The sequence below is a fragment of the Streptomyces sp. NRRL S-646 genome (assembly GCF_000720765.1).
In the GTDB taxonomy this organism is placed as follows: Bacteria; Actinomycetota; Actinomycetes; order Streptomycetales; family Streptomycetaceae; genus Streptomyces.
This window is the reverse complement of the sequence record NZ_JODC01000007.1, coordinates 230,584-246,106: the sequence shown is the minus strand read 5'-3', so window position 1 is coordinate 246,106 and position 15,523 is coordinate 230,584. Positions and strand designations below refer to the sequence as shown.

Sequence of the window (15,523 nt, the reverse complement as noted above, 5' to 3'; positions counted from 1 at the left end):
GCGGTGAATTGTCTGCGGGTGCGCTGTGGCTGGTCGCGCCCGCGCGGCGGAGCCGCATGTCAGGGCAGCCCCGCGACCCTTTGAGGTGCGGCCGAACCGCCCCCTCACGCCCCCCGGCGCCGCGCTCCGATCTCCGTCGCCGTGTCCGCCACCAGCCGGCCCAACTCCGGCAGGTGCTCGGCCTCGTAGCGGGAATCCGGCATGGACACGGCCACCGAGGCAAGCGGCGTCGTGCCGTCGTCGTCCAGGATCGCCGCGGCCACGGCGCAGACGTCGGGCCGGTACTGGTTGCGGTTGACGGAGTAGCCGTCGGCCCGGACCCGCTGCAGCTCCGCACGGAGCGCATCCGCGTCGGCCGGTGTGTCCTCGCTGTAGCTCTCCAGGCCGCGCGAGATGAGTTCGTCCACGTCGGCCGGGGGCAGATGCGCGAGAATCGCGCGCCCCGTGGCCGTGGCGTGCAGCGGCGACGTGTCGCCGATGGTGTGGAAGGTCCGTACCGCGTGATCGCAGTCCACCCGGTCCACGACCACCATGCACTGCAAGGCGTCCGGCACCGACAGGTGGATGGTCTCGTTCACCGCGTCCCGCAGCCGGATCATCGGCTCCCGCGCGGCCGCGAACAGGCTCGATCCCTGAAGTGCCGCAGGCCGGACGGCGAGCACCCGGGCGCCGATCTCCCAGCGTGTCGTGTCCTTGCGGTTCGCGCGCAGCCATCCCGCCTCGCTGAGCGTGACCAGGGTGCGCTGCACGGTCGACTTGGGCAGCCCGAAGAGTTTGGTCAGTTCCCCCACGGTCACCGGCTGGTGCTGCGCCACTGCCTCAAGGATCCGCAGTGACCTCGTGACGCTCTTCATTTCCATCTGATTTCCCCCGTTAACTCTGCGGATCCCTAGCGCACACCCCTTGACTCCCTCCGAAAGCCACTGTCAAGCTCGTGCCAGATTCTAGCACAGCGTTCCACAATGTGGCACGGTCCTTCAAGAGAGCGACCTGAGCCCATCGCTCCGGACAGCGCCAGACGCGACCTCGTAGCCGCCGAATCCGCAGCGGCCGCCTCCGCCGGAAGCCAAGAGTCCGCATACCGGGCGTTCAGCACTTCTGCCCCCGGCGTACGAAAGGAACCTTCGTGTCAGCCAGCAAGCGCGTTGCCGTCGTCGGCGTCGGAACGATGGGCTGCCAGGCCGCCTGGCGCCTGGCGGCCCGCGGAGCGGAGGTGGTCGGCTACGACCGCTTCGCCCCGGGCCACGACCGCGGCGCCGCCGGCGGCGAGACCCGGATCTTCCGCAGCGCCCACTTCGAGGACTCCCGCTATGTGCCGCTGCTCCAGCACGCGGACGGACTGTGGGAACAGCTCCAGCAGGAGACCGGCCGCGAACTGCGCCGCCTGACCGGCTGCCTGCTGATGGGCCCGACCGCACACCAGCAGATGGCCACCGTCCTTCAGTCCATCGCCGAGCACGGCCTGGACCACGAGGTGCTCGACGCGGAATCCCTGGCGAAGCGCTTCCCGCAGTTCCGCATCGAGGACGGCGACGCGGCCGTACTGGACCGCCGGGCCGGCTTCATCCGACCCGAGCTGACGATCCAGACCGCCGCCCGCCGCGCCGAGCAACTGGGCGCGCGTATCCACCGCTACACCACAGTCCGTGAGATCGTCCCTCTCCCGAACGGCGTGGAGATCCGCACCGACACCGGATCCGAGCGCTTCGACGCGGCCGTGGTCAGCCCCGGCCCGTGGGTCAACGACCTGCTGCCGGACCTGCCGTGGGAGGTGGACGTCCGACGGCTGATCAGCGCCTGGTACGTGCCCACCGTCGACGCCTGGTCCGGCGAGGAGCGCCCGGCCTTCATCCGCACCGCGCCCACCCACTGCTACGGCCTGCCCTCCCCGGACGGCGTCTCCGTGAAGCTCGGCCTCTCCCGCGCCCTGCACCGCCCGGCCGGTGACCCGAACCGGCTGGACCGGACGGTGGAGCCGGCGGAGCTGGAGATCTTCACCGAGCTGATCGGCCGCTACCTGCCGGACCTCGACCCCGACCCGATCCGCCTCTCCGTCTACATGGAGGGCTACACCGAGAGCAGCCGCCCGCTGGTCGGCCCGCTGCCCGGCGCCGAGAACGTCGTCCTGCTCGCCGGATTCTCCGGCCACGGCTTCAAGCTCTCGCCCGCCTTCGGCGACATCGCCGCCGACCTCGCCCTCGACGGCACCTCGCCGCAGCCCACCGACTTCCGCCGTGACTGACGTCCTGTCCGTCGGCGCTCTGCGTGCTGAGCCCTGCGCGAAGGTGCGCGGCAGTGTCCGGGCCGGTCTGTGCCTTCTCGGCCGAGCGGAGGCCTGACCACCATGACTGATGCCCTGTCCATCGGCGCCTTGTGCGCCGAGCCCGGTACCAAGGTGCGCGGCAGCGTCCCCGTCGACCTCGGCGGCCTCACCGTGGACATTCCGCTGACCCTGGTCAACGGTGCCCGTCCCGGCCCTCGCGTCGTCATCACGGCAGGCGTGCACGGCGGTGAGTTCGTCGGTATCGACGCGGCCACCCGGCTCGCGGCCCTGCTCGAACCGGGCGAGCTGCACGGCCAGTTGATCGTCTGCCCGGTCGCCAACCCGCCGGCCGTCTACCAGGGCCGCCTCGGCAGCTCCCCGCTCGACGGCATCAACATCAACCGTGTCTTCCCCGGCGACCCCGACGGCAGCCCCACCGAACGGCTCGCCGCCTGGCTCTTCGCACATCTCCTCGACGGCGCCGACGCATACGTCGACCTGCACTCCGGCGGCATCGACGAAGGCCTCACGGACTTCGTCGGATACCGCCTCACCCAGGACCCCGAACTCGACGCCACAACCGCCGACATGGCCCGTTCCGTCGGCATCGAGGACGTCATCGTCGGCCTGAATGCCGACGGTGGCAACAGCCACGCGGCCGCCTCCCGCCAGGGCGTCCCGGCGATCCTCGTCGAGACCGGCCAACTCGGCGAGCGCGACCCCGAGACCGCCCGCCGGCTCGTCGACGGCCTCTACGGCGTGCTGAGCCGCCTCGGCGCGACGGACACGGAGCCGAAAGAGACGCCCAGCGTGCGCGCATGGGTCTGGGCCGCCGGCGTCACCGCCGAGGCCACGGGCCTGTGGTACCCCGAATTCACCGTCGGCGACGACGTGACGGAGGGCCAGGTCATCGGCCACGTCATCGACCCCGTCGACGGCCAGGAGCACAAGGTCCACACCCCCGCCAGCGGGCGGATCTTCTACGGCATGCGCGGCCTGACGGTCGCCCCCGGCGCCGAACTAGCCGCCATCGCAGCCCCCGCTCCCCACTGACCCCGCCCCCCACGCTCCCCTGATCACGTACCGCACCACCAGGAGGATCCCGGTGAGAGAAGTCCGGACAGACCGCAGAGCGTTCCTTCGCGGAGTCGGCGGCCTTGCCGCAGGCATGGCCGCCGCCACCTCGCTCAGTGCCTGCGGCACCGGCACCAGCCGGTCCGTCGGCAGCGGCGGCAAGAGCTCCAAGACCCTCGTGGTCCGCAACAGCGGCGGCACCTACGGCGACGCCAACCAGCAAGCGGTCTACGACACGTTCACCAAGGAGACCGGCATCCAGGTCAAGGTGGTGAACATCGAGTACGCCCAGATGCTCGCCCAGATCAAGCAGGGCCGCCCGCAGTTCGACGTGATCGACGACTCGATGGCCGACTTCGTGCTCTTCAAGAAGGAGGGCGCCACCGAGGAACTGGACTACGACCGGCTGAAGAACTTCAAGAGCGCCGGCATCGCCAAGAACCTCGTCACCTCCAACGCGGTCGGCAAGAACTACTGGGCCAGCGTGATGGCGTACCGCACCGACGCCTTCGGCGGGAAGAAGCCGGCCTCGTGGGCCGACTTCTGGGACACCAGGGCGTTCCCCGGCAACCGCTCGCTGCAGGCCCTGGACGCCGACCTGCCCGAGCTGGAGTTCGCGCTCCTCGCGGACGGTGTGGCGCTGGACAAGCTCTACCCCCTCGACGTGGAGCGCGCCTTCAAGCTGCTCGGCGAAATCAAGCCCCACGTCCGCAAGTTCTGGGACACCGGCGCCCTGCCCGGAGTCCTGCTGGGCCGCAAGGAGGTCGACGCCTCCAGCGTCTGGCACGGCCGGCTGGACGCCCTGATCAAGGGCGGCGCGCCGCTCGCCTACCAGTGGAACGGCGCCCGCCGGCAGAGCAACGGCCTCGGCATCCCCAAGGGCGCAGCCAACCTCGACGCCGCCTACCAGCTCGTCGACTTCTCGCTGCGGCCCGAGGTGCAGGCGGCGTACGCCGAGATCTACCCCATGGCACCCTCCGTGCCCGCCGCGTACAAGAAGCTCTCCGCCACCACGGCCGCCAACCTGGGCAGTTCGCCCGCGCACCTGGATTCCGGCTTCGACCTGAACGTCGAGTGGTGGATCAAGAACCAGGACGCGGTGTCCAAGCGCTGGCAGGAGTGGTCGCATGCCTGAGACCGACGTGAGGCCTTCACCAGCCGTGTCGCAGACTCTGACCGGCAGCGGAAAACCCTTGTCGGTGACGCGACTTCGCAAGACCTACGGCGGCGTCACGGCCGTCGACGAGGTCTCCATGGAGATCGCCGCCGGCGAGTTCGTCACCTTTCTCGGCTCCTCCGGCTCCGGCAAGACCACCACCCTGATGATGATCGCCGGCTTCTGCGAGCCCGACTCCGGCAGCATCGTCGTGGGCGGCCGTGACGTCACCCGCCTGGCCCCGCAGAAGCGCGGCCTGGGCTTCGTCTTCCAGCAGTACCTGCTCTTCCCGCACATGACGGTGTGGGACAACGTCGCCTTCCCGCTGCAACTGCGCGGTACACCCAAGGCGGAGCTGCGCCGCCGGGTCGGCGAGACCCTGGAGATGGCCGGACTGTCCGCCATGGCGCGGCGCCGCCCCCGCGAACTCTCCGGCGGCCAGCAGCAGCGCGTCGCCCTGTGCCGGGCCCTGGTCTACCGGCCCCCGGTGATCCTCATGGACGAGCCGCTCGGCGCCCTCGACAAGAAGCTGCGTGACCAGCTGCAGACCGAGATCAAGCGCATCCAGCAGGAACTCGGCCTGACGGTGATCTATGTGACGCACGATCAGGAGGAGGCGCTGGTCCTCTCCGACCGGATCGCGGTGATGCGGGACGGGCGGATCGACCAGTTCGACACCCCGCAGGAGCTCTTCGAGCGTCCTCGCACTCCGTTCGTCGCCGACTTCCTCGGCGCCGCCAACTTCCTTCCGGGGCAGGTGGAGGAGCACACGGCGGATTACACGCGGGTACGGCTGGACAACGGCGGCCTGCTCACGGCCCGCCCGCAGAACGTCCCCGCCGGTGCACGCGTTCGTGCGGCGATCCAGCCCGGCCGGCTCGCCCTGTGTCCGCCGGGCGACGGGTTCTGTACCGGGACCGTCGACACAGTGACCTACGTGGGCACCCTCGTGCGCGTCACCGTCCGCCCCGCCGGCGGCGCGGCCACCGAACCGGTCAGGCTGGAACTGCCCGCCGGCCACGCCCCCGCCCTCGGCGAGCGCGTCGGCCTCACCGCGGACCCCGCCAACGTCAGCGTCTTCTCCGACGCGGAACACGGAGGGTGACAGCCATGGCCGTACTCGCTCCCGTGTCCGGCTCCGCCGCTCCGGTGCCCCGCAGGAAACGGCTGAGCCGCGCGCTGTCCGACCGCCGCACCCGCTTCGGACTGCTCAATGCCGCCCCGGTCGTCGTCTACCTGCTGATCCTCTTCGTCTATCCGATCTTCAGCACCCTGATGCTGAGCCTCAAGGGCGCGGACGGCGGCTTCACCCTCCACTGGTACACCGACGCCTTCCGCGGCGCGAACCTGGAGATCCTCCTCACCACCCTGCGGATCTCCGTCGAGACCTCACTGCTCGCCCTCGTCGTCGGCTTCGCGCTGGCCTCCGCGATCTCCCGCCTCAAGCCCCTGTGGGCGGGCCTGGTGATGCTGGTGGTCGTTGTCCCGCATTTCATCAGCGCGCTGGTGCGCACCTACGGCTGGATCATCCTGCTCGGTGACAACGGCGTCGTGAACAACGTCCTGACGGACCTTCACTTCCCGGGTGCACCCTTCCAGTTGCTCTACAACGAGACCGGCGTCGTCATCGGCACCACCGCCGTGATGCTGCCGTACTCCGTCCTGCTGCTGTACGCGGTCATGAAGGGCATCGACCGCCGGCTGATGGCGGCCGCGGCCGGCATGGGCGCGGGACGGATCACCATCTTCCGCCGGGTGTACGTCCCACTGGTCGCCCCCGGCCTGGTCAACGCCGGTGTCCTGTCCTTCATCCTCTGTCTCGGCTACTACCTCACCCCCGCCCTGATGGGCGGCGAGAAGCAGACCATGGTCGCCTCGCTCATCGACGAGCAGGTGATGAAGCAGAACCAGTGGAACGGCGCCTCCGCGCTCGGCATCATCCTGCTGCTGCTCACCTTCGCCGGACTGCTGCTGCTCAGGCTGCTGAAATCGGCGGGCGAGGCGCTGAAGAAGCGGGGTACGACGTCATGATCGAGCTTCGCTCCACCGTCGCCGGACGTATCACCCTGGCCGTCCTGTCCACCCTGATCCTGCTGTTCCTGGCCCTGCCGATCGTCGTCATCGTCGTCACTTCCTTCGGCAAGGACGCCTTCGGCAACTTCCCGCCCAGCGCCTGGACGTTCGGCTGGTACCAGCAGCTGTTCGCCGACGGCAGCAAGTGGCCCGCCGCGCTCGCCCTCAGCGCCCTGGTGGCGGCCATGACCACCGTCTTCTCCCTCATCCTGGGCATGACCGCGGCCACCGCCCTGGTCCGCAGCGAACTGCCGCTGCGCTCGGCGGTCTACGGCCTGGTCCTCGCCCCGCTGATCATCCCCCAGGTCGTCATCGCCCTCGGCCTGTTCCTGCTCTTCGAACCGGCCGCCATGCTCGGCAGCCCGATCGCCATAGCGCTCGGCCACACCGTGCTCGCCTCACCGATCGCCGTGATGATCCTCATGGCCACGCTCAAGGGCATCGACGAACGCCTGGAGGACGCGGCAGCCAGCATGGGCGCGGGCCGCCTCACCATCGCCCGCCGCATCACCTTCCCGCTGGCCATGCCGGGAGTGGTGGCCGCCGCGATCTTCTCCTTCATCACCAGCTTCGACGAGTTCTTCATCTCCCAGTTCCTGTCCTCCGTCGACACCGTCACCCTGCCCGTCCAGGTGTTCAACGTCCTCCAGTACAACGTCGACCCGTCCGTGACCGCCGTCAGCGCGATCCTCATCGCGGTCGCCGTCGTGGCCCTCGCCCTGGTCGGCGTCGTCCGCCGGCTCAGCGGCTCCGGCAGGCAGCAGGGCCTGCTGCCCACGGAGCCCGCCGTGGTCCTGCCCGCCGGAAGTGAGACTCCATGACCACCAGCACCCGCACCCCCGCCGGTGAACTGTCCGCCACCGCGGCCAGACACCTCCTGCTCAACATGACCCCCAACGGCTCGCTCGGTGCCGACGGGGAGAACCTCTTCGTCATACGGCGCGGCGAGGGACCGTATGTCGACGACGCGGACGGCCGCCGCTACATCGACGGCCTCTCCGGCCTGTACTGCTGCCAGCTCGGCTACTCCTACGCCCCCGAGTTCGCCGAGGCGGCGGACAAGCAGCTGCGCGAGCTGTGCTTCAGCCCGCTGTGGTCCGCCTCCGCGCACCCCACGGCCATCGAACTCGCCGAACGGCTGGCCCGGATCGCCCCGGCCGACATCGAGCACACCTTCTTCTCCGGCGGCGGCGCGGAGGCGGTGGAGACCGCCTGGAAGATCGCCCGCCGCTACCACGCCCTGCGCGGCGAGACCGGCCGGGTGAAGGCCATCGCACGGCGCGGCGCCTACCACGGCCTGACCATCGGCGCCCTCTCCCTCACCGACGACCCCGGGCTGCGCGAGCCCTACGGCCCCGGCGCGATCGAGACCCGGTTCGTGTCCCACACCAACCGCTTCGGCCTCGCGCCCGAATACGTCGACGACGAGACATACACCGCCCGGCTGCTCGCCGAGCTGGAGGCCGCGGTCCTGGCCGAGGGCCCGGAGACCATTGCGATGCTGATCGCCGAACCGGTGCAGAACCGCGGCGGCTGCATCACCCCGCCCGAGGGCTACTGGCCGGGGCTGCGCCGACTCGCCGACCGCTACGGCTTCCTGCTCGTCGCCGACGAGGTCATCACCGCGTTCGGGCGACTGGGGGAGTGGTTCGGCGGCGACCGCTACGACGCCCGCCCGGACATCGTCACCGTCGCCAAGGGCATCACCGCCGGATACGCCCCCATGGGCGCAACTCTGGTCAGCAACCGCGTAGTTGAGGTCATCAATCAACCCGGCGCGGTCCTCAACCACGGCTACACCTTCGCCGGTCACCCGCTCAGCGCCGCGATCGCCCTGCGCAGCCTGGAGATCATGGAGCGCGACCGGATCCTGGACAACGTCCGCGGCCACCAGGACCACCTCGCGCAGCGCATGGCCTCCCTCGCCGACCTGCCGATCGTCGGCGACGTCCGCGGCGCCGGATTCTTCTACGCCCTCCAACTCGCCGGAGACCTCGACGACGGCGCCTTCAGCGACACCGCCCGCACCGACCTGATCGCCGGCCTGATCCCGCGCCGGCTGCGCGAGGCCGGACTGCTGGCCCGCGTCTACAACCGCACCGCCCCGCTGGTCCAGATCGCGCCCCCGCTGATCAGCGACCGCGGGCTCCTCGACCGTATCGCCGAGATCATCGCGGACACCCTCGACGAGGCGTCCGCCCGCCTGTGACCCCCGCACTCGAAAGGCAGCACCTCATGTATTCCATCGGTCCGCTGACCGTCGCCCCCGGCGAGCGCGCCCAGGGCCTCATCCCGGTCGGCACCAGCACCTACGGTGTGGAACTCGGCATCCCGCTGATCGTCGTCAACGGTGCCCAGGACGGCCCCGTGCTGTGCGTGGACGCGGGTGTGCACGGCGACGAGTACGACGGCCAGGAGGCCGTCCGCCGCGTGCTCGCCGAGATCGACCCGTCCACGCTGCGAGGCACCGTCGTCGGCATCCCCTGCATGAACACCCCCGCCTTCGAGGCCGCCGCCCGCGCCGGCGGCCTGGACCACCTCAACCTCAACCGCATCTTCCCCGGCGACGCGGACGGCTCGTACTCCCTGCGGCTGGCCGCCACCTTCGTCGAGCAGGTCGTCCCCGCCATCGACGCCCTGGTCGACCTGCACACCGGCGGCACCTTCGGCGAGATCGCCCCGCTCGTCATCCTCCAGGGCGGATACGAGGACCTGGCCACGGACCTCGCCCTCGCCGCCGGGCACGAACTGGTCTGGAAGGGTGGGAAGTGGGGCGGCACGGTCCGCCACCCCACCCTCGCGGCGGGCAAGCCCGCGATCACCATCGAGGCGGGCGGCGGGACCTATCGCGAGCAGACCGTCGAACTGCACATCGACTCGATCCGCAACATCATGCGCCAACTCGACATGACTGAGGGCGAGTCGAAGCTCCGCGACACCTACACCACGGTCTCCGGCACCTTCGCCCGCGCCGCCGCCGGCGGCTTCTTCGTCGGACACGCCGAGCCGGGGGAGAGCTGCAAGGAAGGCGATCTGATCGCCCACATCGTCGACCACTACGGCAACACGCTGGAGGAGGTCCGCGCCCCGCAGGACGGCATCATCCTGTGGGTGCGCCGCATCCGCACGGTCCGGCCCGGCGACGAGGTCGTCATCTTCGGCGAGGTGCAGGGGGAGATCCGGCCATGACCCGGCTGCTACTCGTCGACGGCAAGGAAGCCCCCGCGGCCGACGGACGGACCTTCACCGTCCTCGACCCGTCCGACGGCACGACCATCGCCCGGGTGGCGCAGGCCGGTCCGGCGGACGTGGACCAGGCGGTGGCGGCGGCCCGCGCGGCCTTCACCGCACCCGAGTGGGCCAAGATGCGCGCAGCCGACCGGGGCCGGCTGCTGCACCGCATCGCGGATGCGATCCGAGCCGAGGGCGAACACCTGGCCCGGATGGAGAGCCAGGACGTCGGCAAACCCCTCAGCCAGGCCGAGGCCGATGTCGAGGCCGCCGCCCGCTACTTCGAGTTCTACGCCGGCTTCGCCGACAAGCTCAGCGGCTCCACGATCCCCCTCGGCCCCGGCCTGATCGACTACACCGTCCGCGAGCCGATCGGTGTCTCCGGGCAGATCATCCCCTTCAACTACCCACTCCAGAACACCGCCCGGGGCTCCGCCCCGGCGCTGGCCGCAGGCTGCACGGTGGTGCTCAAGCCGTCGCCGGAGGCGCCGCTCACCCCGCTGGAGATCGGCAGGATCGCCCTCGAATGCGGCCTGCCACCCGGGGTTCTGAACGTCGTCCCCGGCGACGGCGAGACGGGCGCCGCCCTCGCCGGACACCCCGGCATCGACCAGGTCACCTTCACCGGCTCGGTGCCCACCGGCATCAAGGTCGCCCAGGCGGCCGCCGCCAACGTCGTACCTGCCGTGACGGAGTTGGGCGGCAAGTCGCCGTTCGTCGTCTTCGCCGACGCCGACTTCGACCTGGCACTGACCGCCATCATGGGCGCCTCCTTCAGCAACGCCGGACAGATGTGCTCGGCCGGGACGCGGCTGCTGCTCCAGCGAGGTGCCGAGGACTTCCTGGACCGACTGGTGGAGAAGATCGCCGCCCTGCGCGTCGGTCCCGGCCTGACGGACCCCGACATCGGCCCCCTGGTCGCCGCCCGGCAGCGCGACCGGGTGCTGGGCTATCTGGACCTGGCCCGGCAGGAGGGCGCGACGGTCCGCGTCGGCGGCGGCGCCCCGTCCGCCCCCGAACTGGCCGGCGGCTACTACATCGAGCCGACCGTCCTCACCGGCCTGACGAACCAGTCCCGACTCGCCCGCGAGGAGATCTTCGGCCCCGTCGTCACGGTCATCGAATTCGACGACGCCGACCAGGCCCTGCAGATCGCCAACGACAGCCCCTACGGCCTGTCCTCCTACGTCTGGACCCGCGACCTCGACCAGGCGATGAGCCTGGCCGAAGGCATCCGGGCCGGCCAGGTCTTCGTCAACGCCACCGGCGTCGGCACCGGCGTGGAACTCCCCTTCGGCGGCTACAAGCACAGCGGCTGGGGCCGGGAGAAGGGCCTCGAAGCACTGGCGAGCTACACACAGACCAAGAACGTCTGCATCGGCTTCGGAGACCGGACATGACCGCCGAGAGAGAGGCCCGGCCATGAGATACCGCCCGCTGGGCGACCGCGGCCCGGCCGTCTCCGTGGTCGGCGTCGGCGGCAACAACTTCGGCTCCCGTCTGGACGAGGAGGGCACCAGGGCCGTCGTCCACGCGGCCCTCGACGCCGGGATCACCCTGTTCGACACGGCCGACATGTACGGCGGATCCGGCGACCGCGGCGGCGCGCGGGGTGACGGCGAACGACTCCTCGGCGCCGCCCTCAAGGGCCACCGCGACCAGGTCGTACTGGCCACCAAGTTCGGCATGGAGATGGGTCCGGACGCCGACCGGTACGGCCCGCGCGGCGCCCGCCCCTACATCCGGCACGCCGTCGAGGCATCCCTCCACCGCCTGGGCACCGACCGGATCGACCTGTTCCAGTACCACGAGCCGGACGGCGTCACCCCGCTCGACGAGACGGTGGCCGCGCTCCGGGAACTGGTCGGCGAGGGCAAGATCCAGTACTTCGGCTGCTCCAACCTTCCGGCCGGGCAACTCACCGACGCCTTCGTCTCCACCCAGGCCCGCTACCACCTGCTCGACCGCAGCGCCGAGATCGACCTGATCCCTGCCTGTCTGCACCACGGTGTGGGCCTGCTGCCCTACTACCCCCTCGCGAACGGCCTCCTCAGCGGCAAGTACCGGCGCGGCGAACAGCCGCCTCCCGGCAGCCGCCTGTCCTGGCGGCAGGGCTGGCTCACCGACGCGGCCCTCGACCTGGTCGAGGCCCTCAAGGCGTACGGCGCCGCACGCGGCCTCACCCTCCTCCAGGTCGCCGTCGGCTCACTCGCGGCACTGCCCGCCGTCGGCTCGGTCATCTGCGGCGCGATGACCCCCGAGCAGATCACCACCAACGCGGCGGCGGCCGACTGGATCCCCGACGCGGCCGACCTGACCGCACTCGACGCGATCGTCGCCCCCGGCGAACGCATCGTCTGAAGCAGTCAACTCCCCTACAAACCAAGCGAATTGAGGCTGACCGCACCATGCGAGAGATCGTCACCTTCGACGCCTACGGCACGCTGATCGACTTCCAGCTCGCCCCCACCACCCTGAAGGTCCTCGCCGACCGGCTCGATCTGGACGGCCTGGACGTCGACGAGTTCCTCGACGACTTCCGCGTCATGCGCTTCCAGGCCGTCCTGGAGGCGTACCGGCCCTACCACGAGGTCCTGCACTCCAGCCTGCGGAACGCCATGCGCCTGCACGGCCTGGAGTACCGCACGTCCGACGGCGACGCCCTCGTCGAGGCCGTGCCCACCTTCGGCCCCTTCCCCGAAGTCCCGGACGCCCTGCGCGCGTTGAAGAGCAGGTACGAGATCGCCATCATCTCCAACACCGACGACAACCTCATCGCGCAGAACGTCGCCAACATCGGCGTCGAGTTCGACCACGTCATCACGGCCCAGCAAGCGAGCGCCTACAAGCCGGACCGGCAGACCTTCGAGCACGCGTACAAGACCATGGGTGTCGACGCCTCCCAGGTCATCCACACCGCCCAGGGCTGGGAGTACGACCTCATCCCCACCCGCGACCTCGGCCTGAAGCGCCGGGTGTGGATCAACCGCTACGGCCGCCCCGGCAGCACCGACTACCAGCCGTACGACGAGCTGCGCGACCTGTCGGGCCTGCCGGCGCTGCTCGGCTGCTGAACCTTCGTACGGATGTGAGACGGATGTGAGGACGCACGGCATGAAACAGATCCCCTACTGGCTCGACACCGCCCCCGCCCTGCCCGACCGTTCCGGAAAGGGCCTGCCCGAGGAGGCGGACGTGGTGGTCGTCGGCGGCGGCCTCACCGGCCTGTCCACCGCCTACCACGCCGCCGGCAAGGGAGCCGGGGTCGTCCTCGTCGAGAAGGACAAGGTCGGCTCGGGCGCCTCCGGCCGCAACGGCAGCATGTGCACCCAGGGCATCACCATCGGTGTCGGCGAGGCCCGCAAGCGCTACGGCCAGCAGCGGGCCCGCGAGCTGTACGACTCCTTCCGCGACGCCGTGGACGTCGTCGAGGAGCTGACGCAGAAGGAGCAGATCGACTGCGACTTCCACCGCTCGGGACGCCTCGGAGTCGCCTTCAAACCGCAGCACTTCGAGTCGATGCAGGCCACCCAGCGCGACCTGGCCGACAACTTCGGCCACGAGACCAGGCTGCTCACCCGCAGCGAACTGAGGTCGGAGCTGGGCTCGGACTACTACCACGGCGCCCTGCTCGACCCCCTCAGCGCCGGACTGCACGTGGGCAAGTACGTCCACGGCCTCGCCGAGGCCGCCGAACGCGCCGGCGCCGAGATCCACGAACGCAACGCGGCCACGGGCCTGACCCGCCTCCCGGCCGGCGGCTTCCTGGTGGAGACCCTGCACGGCACCATCCGCGCCAAGCAGGTCATGGCGGCCACGGACGCCTACACCGACAAGGCGCTGCCCTGGTTCCGCAAACGGCTCATCAACGTCGGCAGCTTCATCGTCGTCACCGAGCCGCTGGGGGAGGCCCGGGCCAAGGAGCTGATCCCGAACGCCCGCCTGGTGGTCGACTCCAAGAACATCGGCCACTACATCCGCCTCACCCCCGACAACCGCCTCGCCTTCGGCGGCCGGGCCCGCTTCGCCCCCTCCAACCCCGACTCCGACATCAAGAGCGGAGACATCCTGAAGCGGGAGATGGCGGAGATCTTCCCGCAGCTTTCCGACGTGCGGATCGACTACGTCTGGGGCGGCATGGTCGGCTTCTCCTGGGACCGCCTCCCGCACGCGGGCGAGGCGAACGGCCTGTACTACTCCATGGGGTACTGCGGCCACGGCGTCCAGATGGCCACGTACATGGGCCGGGCGGTCGCAGAGATGATGGACGGCCGCCCGGAGGCCAACCCACTGCGCGGCCTCGGCTTCCCCAAGGTCCCGGTCCCCTTCTACAACGGCACCGCTTGGTTCCTGCCGTTCGGTGGGGCGTACTACAAGGCGAAGGACCGGCTGCGCTGATCCCGGGTGCGTCTCGCCGTCGGGCCTACCGCCGGGCGACGCGGCTGCGGCGTGCCACGACGACGGCTCCCGTGCCGACGGCGAGGGCCGCTGCCGCCGCGCCCGCGATCGGCAGGGTCGCGCCGGAGCCGGTGCTCGCCAGGTCGCCGCTGTCGGAGGAGGAGACAGTGGAGGTGCCGCCGGTGGACGAGCCGCCCCCGGTGGAGGTGGAGTTACCGCTGGAACCGGAGCCGCCCGTGGACGCCGTGCCGCTGCCCCCGGTGGACGTGGTCGAGCCGGTACCGCCCGTCGAGGCGCTGCTGCCGGTGGCGTCGAGCGCGATGTCGGCCGTGTCGTTCGCCTTGTGCTTGTCGAACGGCCGGGAGGCACCGGCGAGCGCCACCGAGCCCTTGGCGCCCGGCACGGCCTTGTCGATCTTCAGTTTGAAGGTGTACGTCTCTCCCTCGCCCTCGTCCTCCCAGGACTCGCTGGTGCCGCACTCGTAGCTTCCGGTGGCCACCTTGTCGCAGTAGTCGTGGGCCTTGGTCACCGTCGTACCGGCCGGCACCTTGATCCTGACCTTGGTGACCGGGATGTCCCCGTCCCGCAGCACCCAGCCGGGCCCGGCGTTGGTGAACTTCACCGTCAGCCCGACCGTGTCCCCGACCTTGCCCTTGAGCCGGGCTCCCGTCACCTGGAAGTCGGCGGTGTTGTCGGAGGTCACCTTGGCGTCCTCCGCGTCCCAGCTCGGGTGCGGCCGGTAGCCGGGACGGGCCGCAGTGGCGCCGGGCTGCTCGGCCAGCCTGACCGCGGGGGCCGTGCCGCGGACGGGTGCGGAGGCGCCGTCACCGGGGGCGGGGTCGTCGGTGTCGACGGTCACGCGCAGCCTGTCGTACAGGGCGTGGTCCTGGGCCTTCAGCGTCAACGGCTTCTCGGGCGCGTAGACGACGCCGGTCTTCACCGTCTGGTCGAACTCACAGACCGCAACGGATTTGCTCGGCTCCTCGTCGAACGAAGCCACCTCGTAGCGTAGGCAGTTGGAGGGCAGCTCGGTGTGGCTGAGGCCGCGGGTGACGGAGTACGACAGATAGACCTTGTCGATGGCGGCGCTGCCGCTGTTGGTGAACGTGGCGGGCACCGCGACCGTGCTGCCCGGCTTCACCCCGTCGATCGGGTCGATGACTCCCAGCGTCAGCACGGCTCCGGAGTCGTCGTCCGCGACGGCCGGCGCGGCACCCAGTGCGATCAGGGCGACGGCGCCGAGGACGCCGGCGGTCTGTCGGAGCGGGCGCAGGCGGGGGGAGCGGTGCAGCATGTGGGGGTCCTCTGGGTGAAGCATCGGCGACGGA

14 protein-coding genes are annotated in these 15,523 nt (G+C 70.5%); 12 read left to right on the top strand and 2 right to left on the bottom strand.

The window, feature by feature from the left end; translation table 11 throughout:
• Positions 1–104 precede the first annotated feature (104 nt).
• Positions 105–854 (bottom strand): IclR family transcriptional regulator, encoded by a 750-nt coding sequence (locus IH68_RS0116630; protein ID WP_030935546.1) that lies wholly within the window; start codon positions 852–854, stop codon positions 105–107.
• Positions 855–1,126: 272 nt separating this feature from the next.
• Between IH68_RS0116630 and solA the strand changes: the two genes are divergently transcribed.
• The 12 genes from solA to IH68_RS0116570 all read left to right on the top strand — a co-directional run bounded on the left by solA (position 1,127) and on the right by IH68_RS0116570 (position 14,195).
• Positions 1,127–2,242 carry an N-methyl-L-tryptophan oxidase gene (gene solA / locus IH68_RS0116625; protein ID WP_030935543.1) on the top strand — a complete coding sequence of 372 codons (1,116 nt, stop codon included), beginning with the start codon at positions 1,127–1,129 and terminating at the stop codon, positions 2,240–2,242.
• 102 nt (positions 2,243–2,344) lie between these two features.
• Positions 2,345–3,316: a succinylglutamate desuccinylase/aspartoacylase family protein gene (locus tag IH68_RS0116620; RefSeq protein ID WP_037884880.1), complete on the top strand. Its 972-nt coding sequence runs from the start codon at positions 2,345–2,347 to the stop codon at positions 3,314–3,316.
• Positions 3,317–3,368: 52 nt separating this feature from the next.
• The gene (locus tag IH68_RS0116615; protein ID WP_030935538.1) at positions 3,369–4,472 is read left to right on the top strand and encodes an ABC transporter substrate-binding protein; all 1,104 of its coding nucleotides are present in this window, start codon (positions 3,369–3,371) and stop codon (positions 4,470–4,472) included.
• Positions 4,465–5,598: an ABC transporter ATP-binding protein gene (locus IH68_RS0116610; protein WP_030935536.1), complete on the top strand. Its 1,134-nt coding sequence runs from the start codon at positions 4,465–4,467 to the stop codon at positions 5,596–5,598. Before IH68_RS0116615 ends, IH68_RS0116610 begins: the two co-directional genes overlap by 8 nt.
• 5 nt (positions 5,599–5,603) lie before the next feature.
• Positions 5,604–6,524: an ABC transporter permease gene (locus IH68_RS0116605; RefSeq protein ID WP_051833484.1), complete on the top strand. Its 921-nt coding sequence runs from the start codon at positions 5,604–5,606 to the stop codon at positions 6,522–6,524.
• Positions 6,521–7,387, top strand: a complete 867-nt coding sequence (locus IH68_RS0116600; protein WP_030935530.1) for an ABC transporter permease — start codon at positions 6,521–6,523, stop codon at positions 7,385–7,387. The genes IH68_RS0116605 and IH68_RS0116600 overlap by 4 nt, the downstream gene beginning before the upstream one ends.
• Positions 7,384–8,775, top strand: coding sequence for an aminotransferase class III-fold pyridoxal phosphate-dependent enzyme (locus IH68_RS0116595; protein ID WP_030935526.1), 1,392 nt, complete (start codon positions 7,384–7,386; stop codon positions 8,773–8,775). Before IH68_RS0116600 ends, IH68_RS0116595 begins: the two co-directional genes overlap by 4 nt.
• Before the next feature lie 26 nt (positions 8,776–8,801).
• Complete coding sequence (locus tag IH68_RS0116590; protein ID WP_030935523.1) at positions 8,802–9,755, top strand: succinylglutamate desuccinylase/aspartoacylase family protein; 954 nt, start codon at positions 8,802–8,804, stop codon at positions 9,753–9,755.
• The gene (locus tag IH68_RS0116585; protein WP_030935520.1) at positions 9,752–11,197 is read left to right on the top strand and encodes an aldehyde dehydrogenase family protein; all 1,446 of its coding nucleotides are present in this window, start codon (positions 9,752–9,754) and stop codon (positions 11,195–11,197) included. Before IH68_RS0116590 ends, IH68_RS0116585 begins: the two co-directional genes overlap by 4 nt.
• 22 nt (positions 11,198–11,219) lie before the next feature.
• The gene (locus IH68_RS0116580) at positions 11,220–12,158 is read left to right on the top strand and encodes an aldo/keto reductase (protein ID WP_030935517.1); all 939 of its coding nucleotides are present in this window, start codon (positions 11,220–11,222) and stop codon (positions 12,156–12,158) included.
• A 47-nt stretch (positions 12,159–12,205) separates the two neighbouring features.
• On the top strand, positions 12,206–12,871 hold the full coding sequence (locus tag IH68_RS0116575) for a haloacid dehalogenase type II (protein WP_030935514.1): 666 nt from the start codon (positions 12,206–12,208) through the stop codon (positions 12,869–12,871).
• A 40-nt stretch (positions 12,872–12,911) separates the two neighbouring features.
• Positions 12,912–14,195 (top strand): NAD(P)/FAD-dependent oxidoreductase, encoded by a 1,284-nt coding sequence (locus IH68_RS0116570; RefSeq protein WP_030935511.1) that lies wholly within the window; start codon positions 12,912–12,914, stop codon positions 14,193–14,195.
• A gap of 25 nt (positions 14,196–14,220) precedes the next feature.
• Here the strand turns inward: IH68_RS0116570 and IH68_RS0116565 are convergent, their stop codons facing one another.
• A complete protein-coding gene (locus tag IH68_RS0116565; protein WP_030935508.1) occupies positions 14,221–15,489 on the bottom strand; it encodes a hypothetical protein in 1,269 nt (422 codons plus the stop codon).
• Between the last annotated feature and the right edge of the window lie 34 nt (positions 15,490–15,523).

Bases quoted from the DNA above. Each gene is read 5' to 3' on its own strand.
- IH68_RS0116630 (WP_030935546.1), bottom strand. From the start codon at position 854: ATGAAGAGCGTCACGAGGTCACTGCGGATCCTTGAGGCAGTGGCGCAG.
- IH68_RS0116620 (WP_037884880.1), top strand. From the start codon at position 2,345: ATGACTGATGCCCTGTCCATCGGCGCCTTGTGCGCCGAGCCCGGTACC.
- IH68_RS0116610 (WP_030935536.1), top strand. From the start codon at position 4,465: ATGCCTGAGACCGACGTGAGGCCTTCACCAGCCGTGTCGCAGACTCTG.
- IH68_RS0116605 (WP_051833484.1), top strand. From the start codon at position 5,604: ATGGCCGTACTCGCTCCCGTGTCCGGCTCCGCCGCTCCGGTGCCCCGC.
- IH68_RS0116600 (WP_030935530.1), top strand. From the start codon at position 6,521: ATGATCGAGCTTCGCTCCACCGTCGCCGGACGTATCACCCTGGCCGTC.
- IH68_RS0116595 (WP_030935526.1), top strand. From the start codon at position 7,384: ATGACCACCAGCACCCGCACCCCCGCCGGTGAACTGTCCGCCACCGCG.
- IH68_RS0116590 (WP_030935523.1), top strand. From the start codon at position 8,802: ATGTATTCCATCGGTCCGCTGACCGTCGCCCCCGGCGAGCGCGCCCAG.
- IH68_RS0116585 (WP_030935520.1), top strand. From the start codon at position 9,752: ATGACCCGGCTGCTACTCGTCGACGGCAAGGAAGCCCCCGCGGCCGAC.
- IH68_RS0116580 (WP_030935517.1), top strand. From the start codon at position 11,220: ATGAGATACCGCCCGCTGGGCGACCGCGGCCCGGCCGTCTCCGTGGTC.
- IH68_RS0116575 (WP_030935514.1), top strand. From the start codon at position 12,206: ATGCGAGAGATCGTCACCTTCGACGCCTACGGCACGCTGATCGACTTC.
- IH68_RS0116570 (WP_030935511.1), top strand. From the start codon at position 12,912: ATGAAACAGATCCCCTACTGGCTCGACACCGCCCCCGCCCTGCCCGAC.
- IH68_RS0116565 (WP_030935508.1), bottom strand. From the start codon at position 15,489: ATGCTGCACCGCTCCCCCCGCCTGCGCCCGCTCCGACAGACCGCCGGC.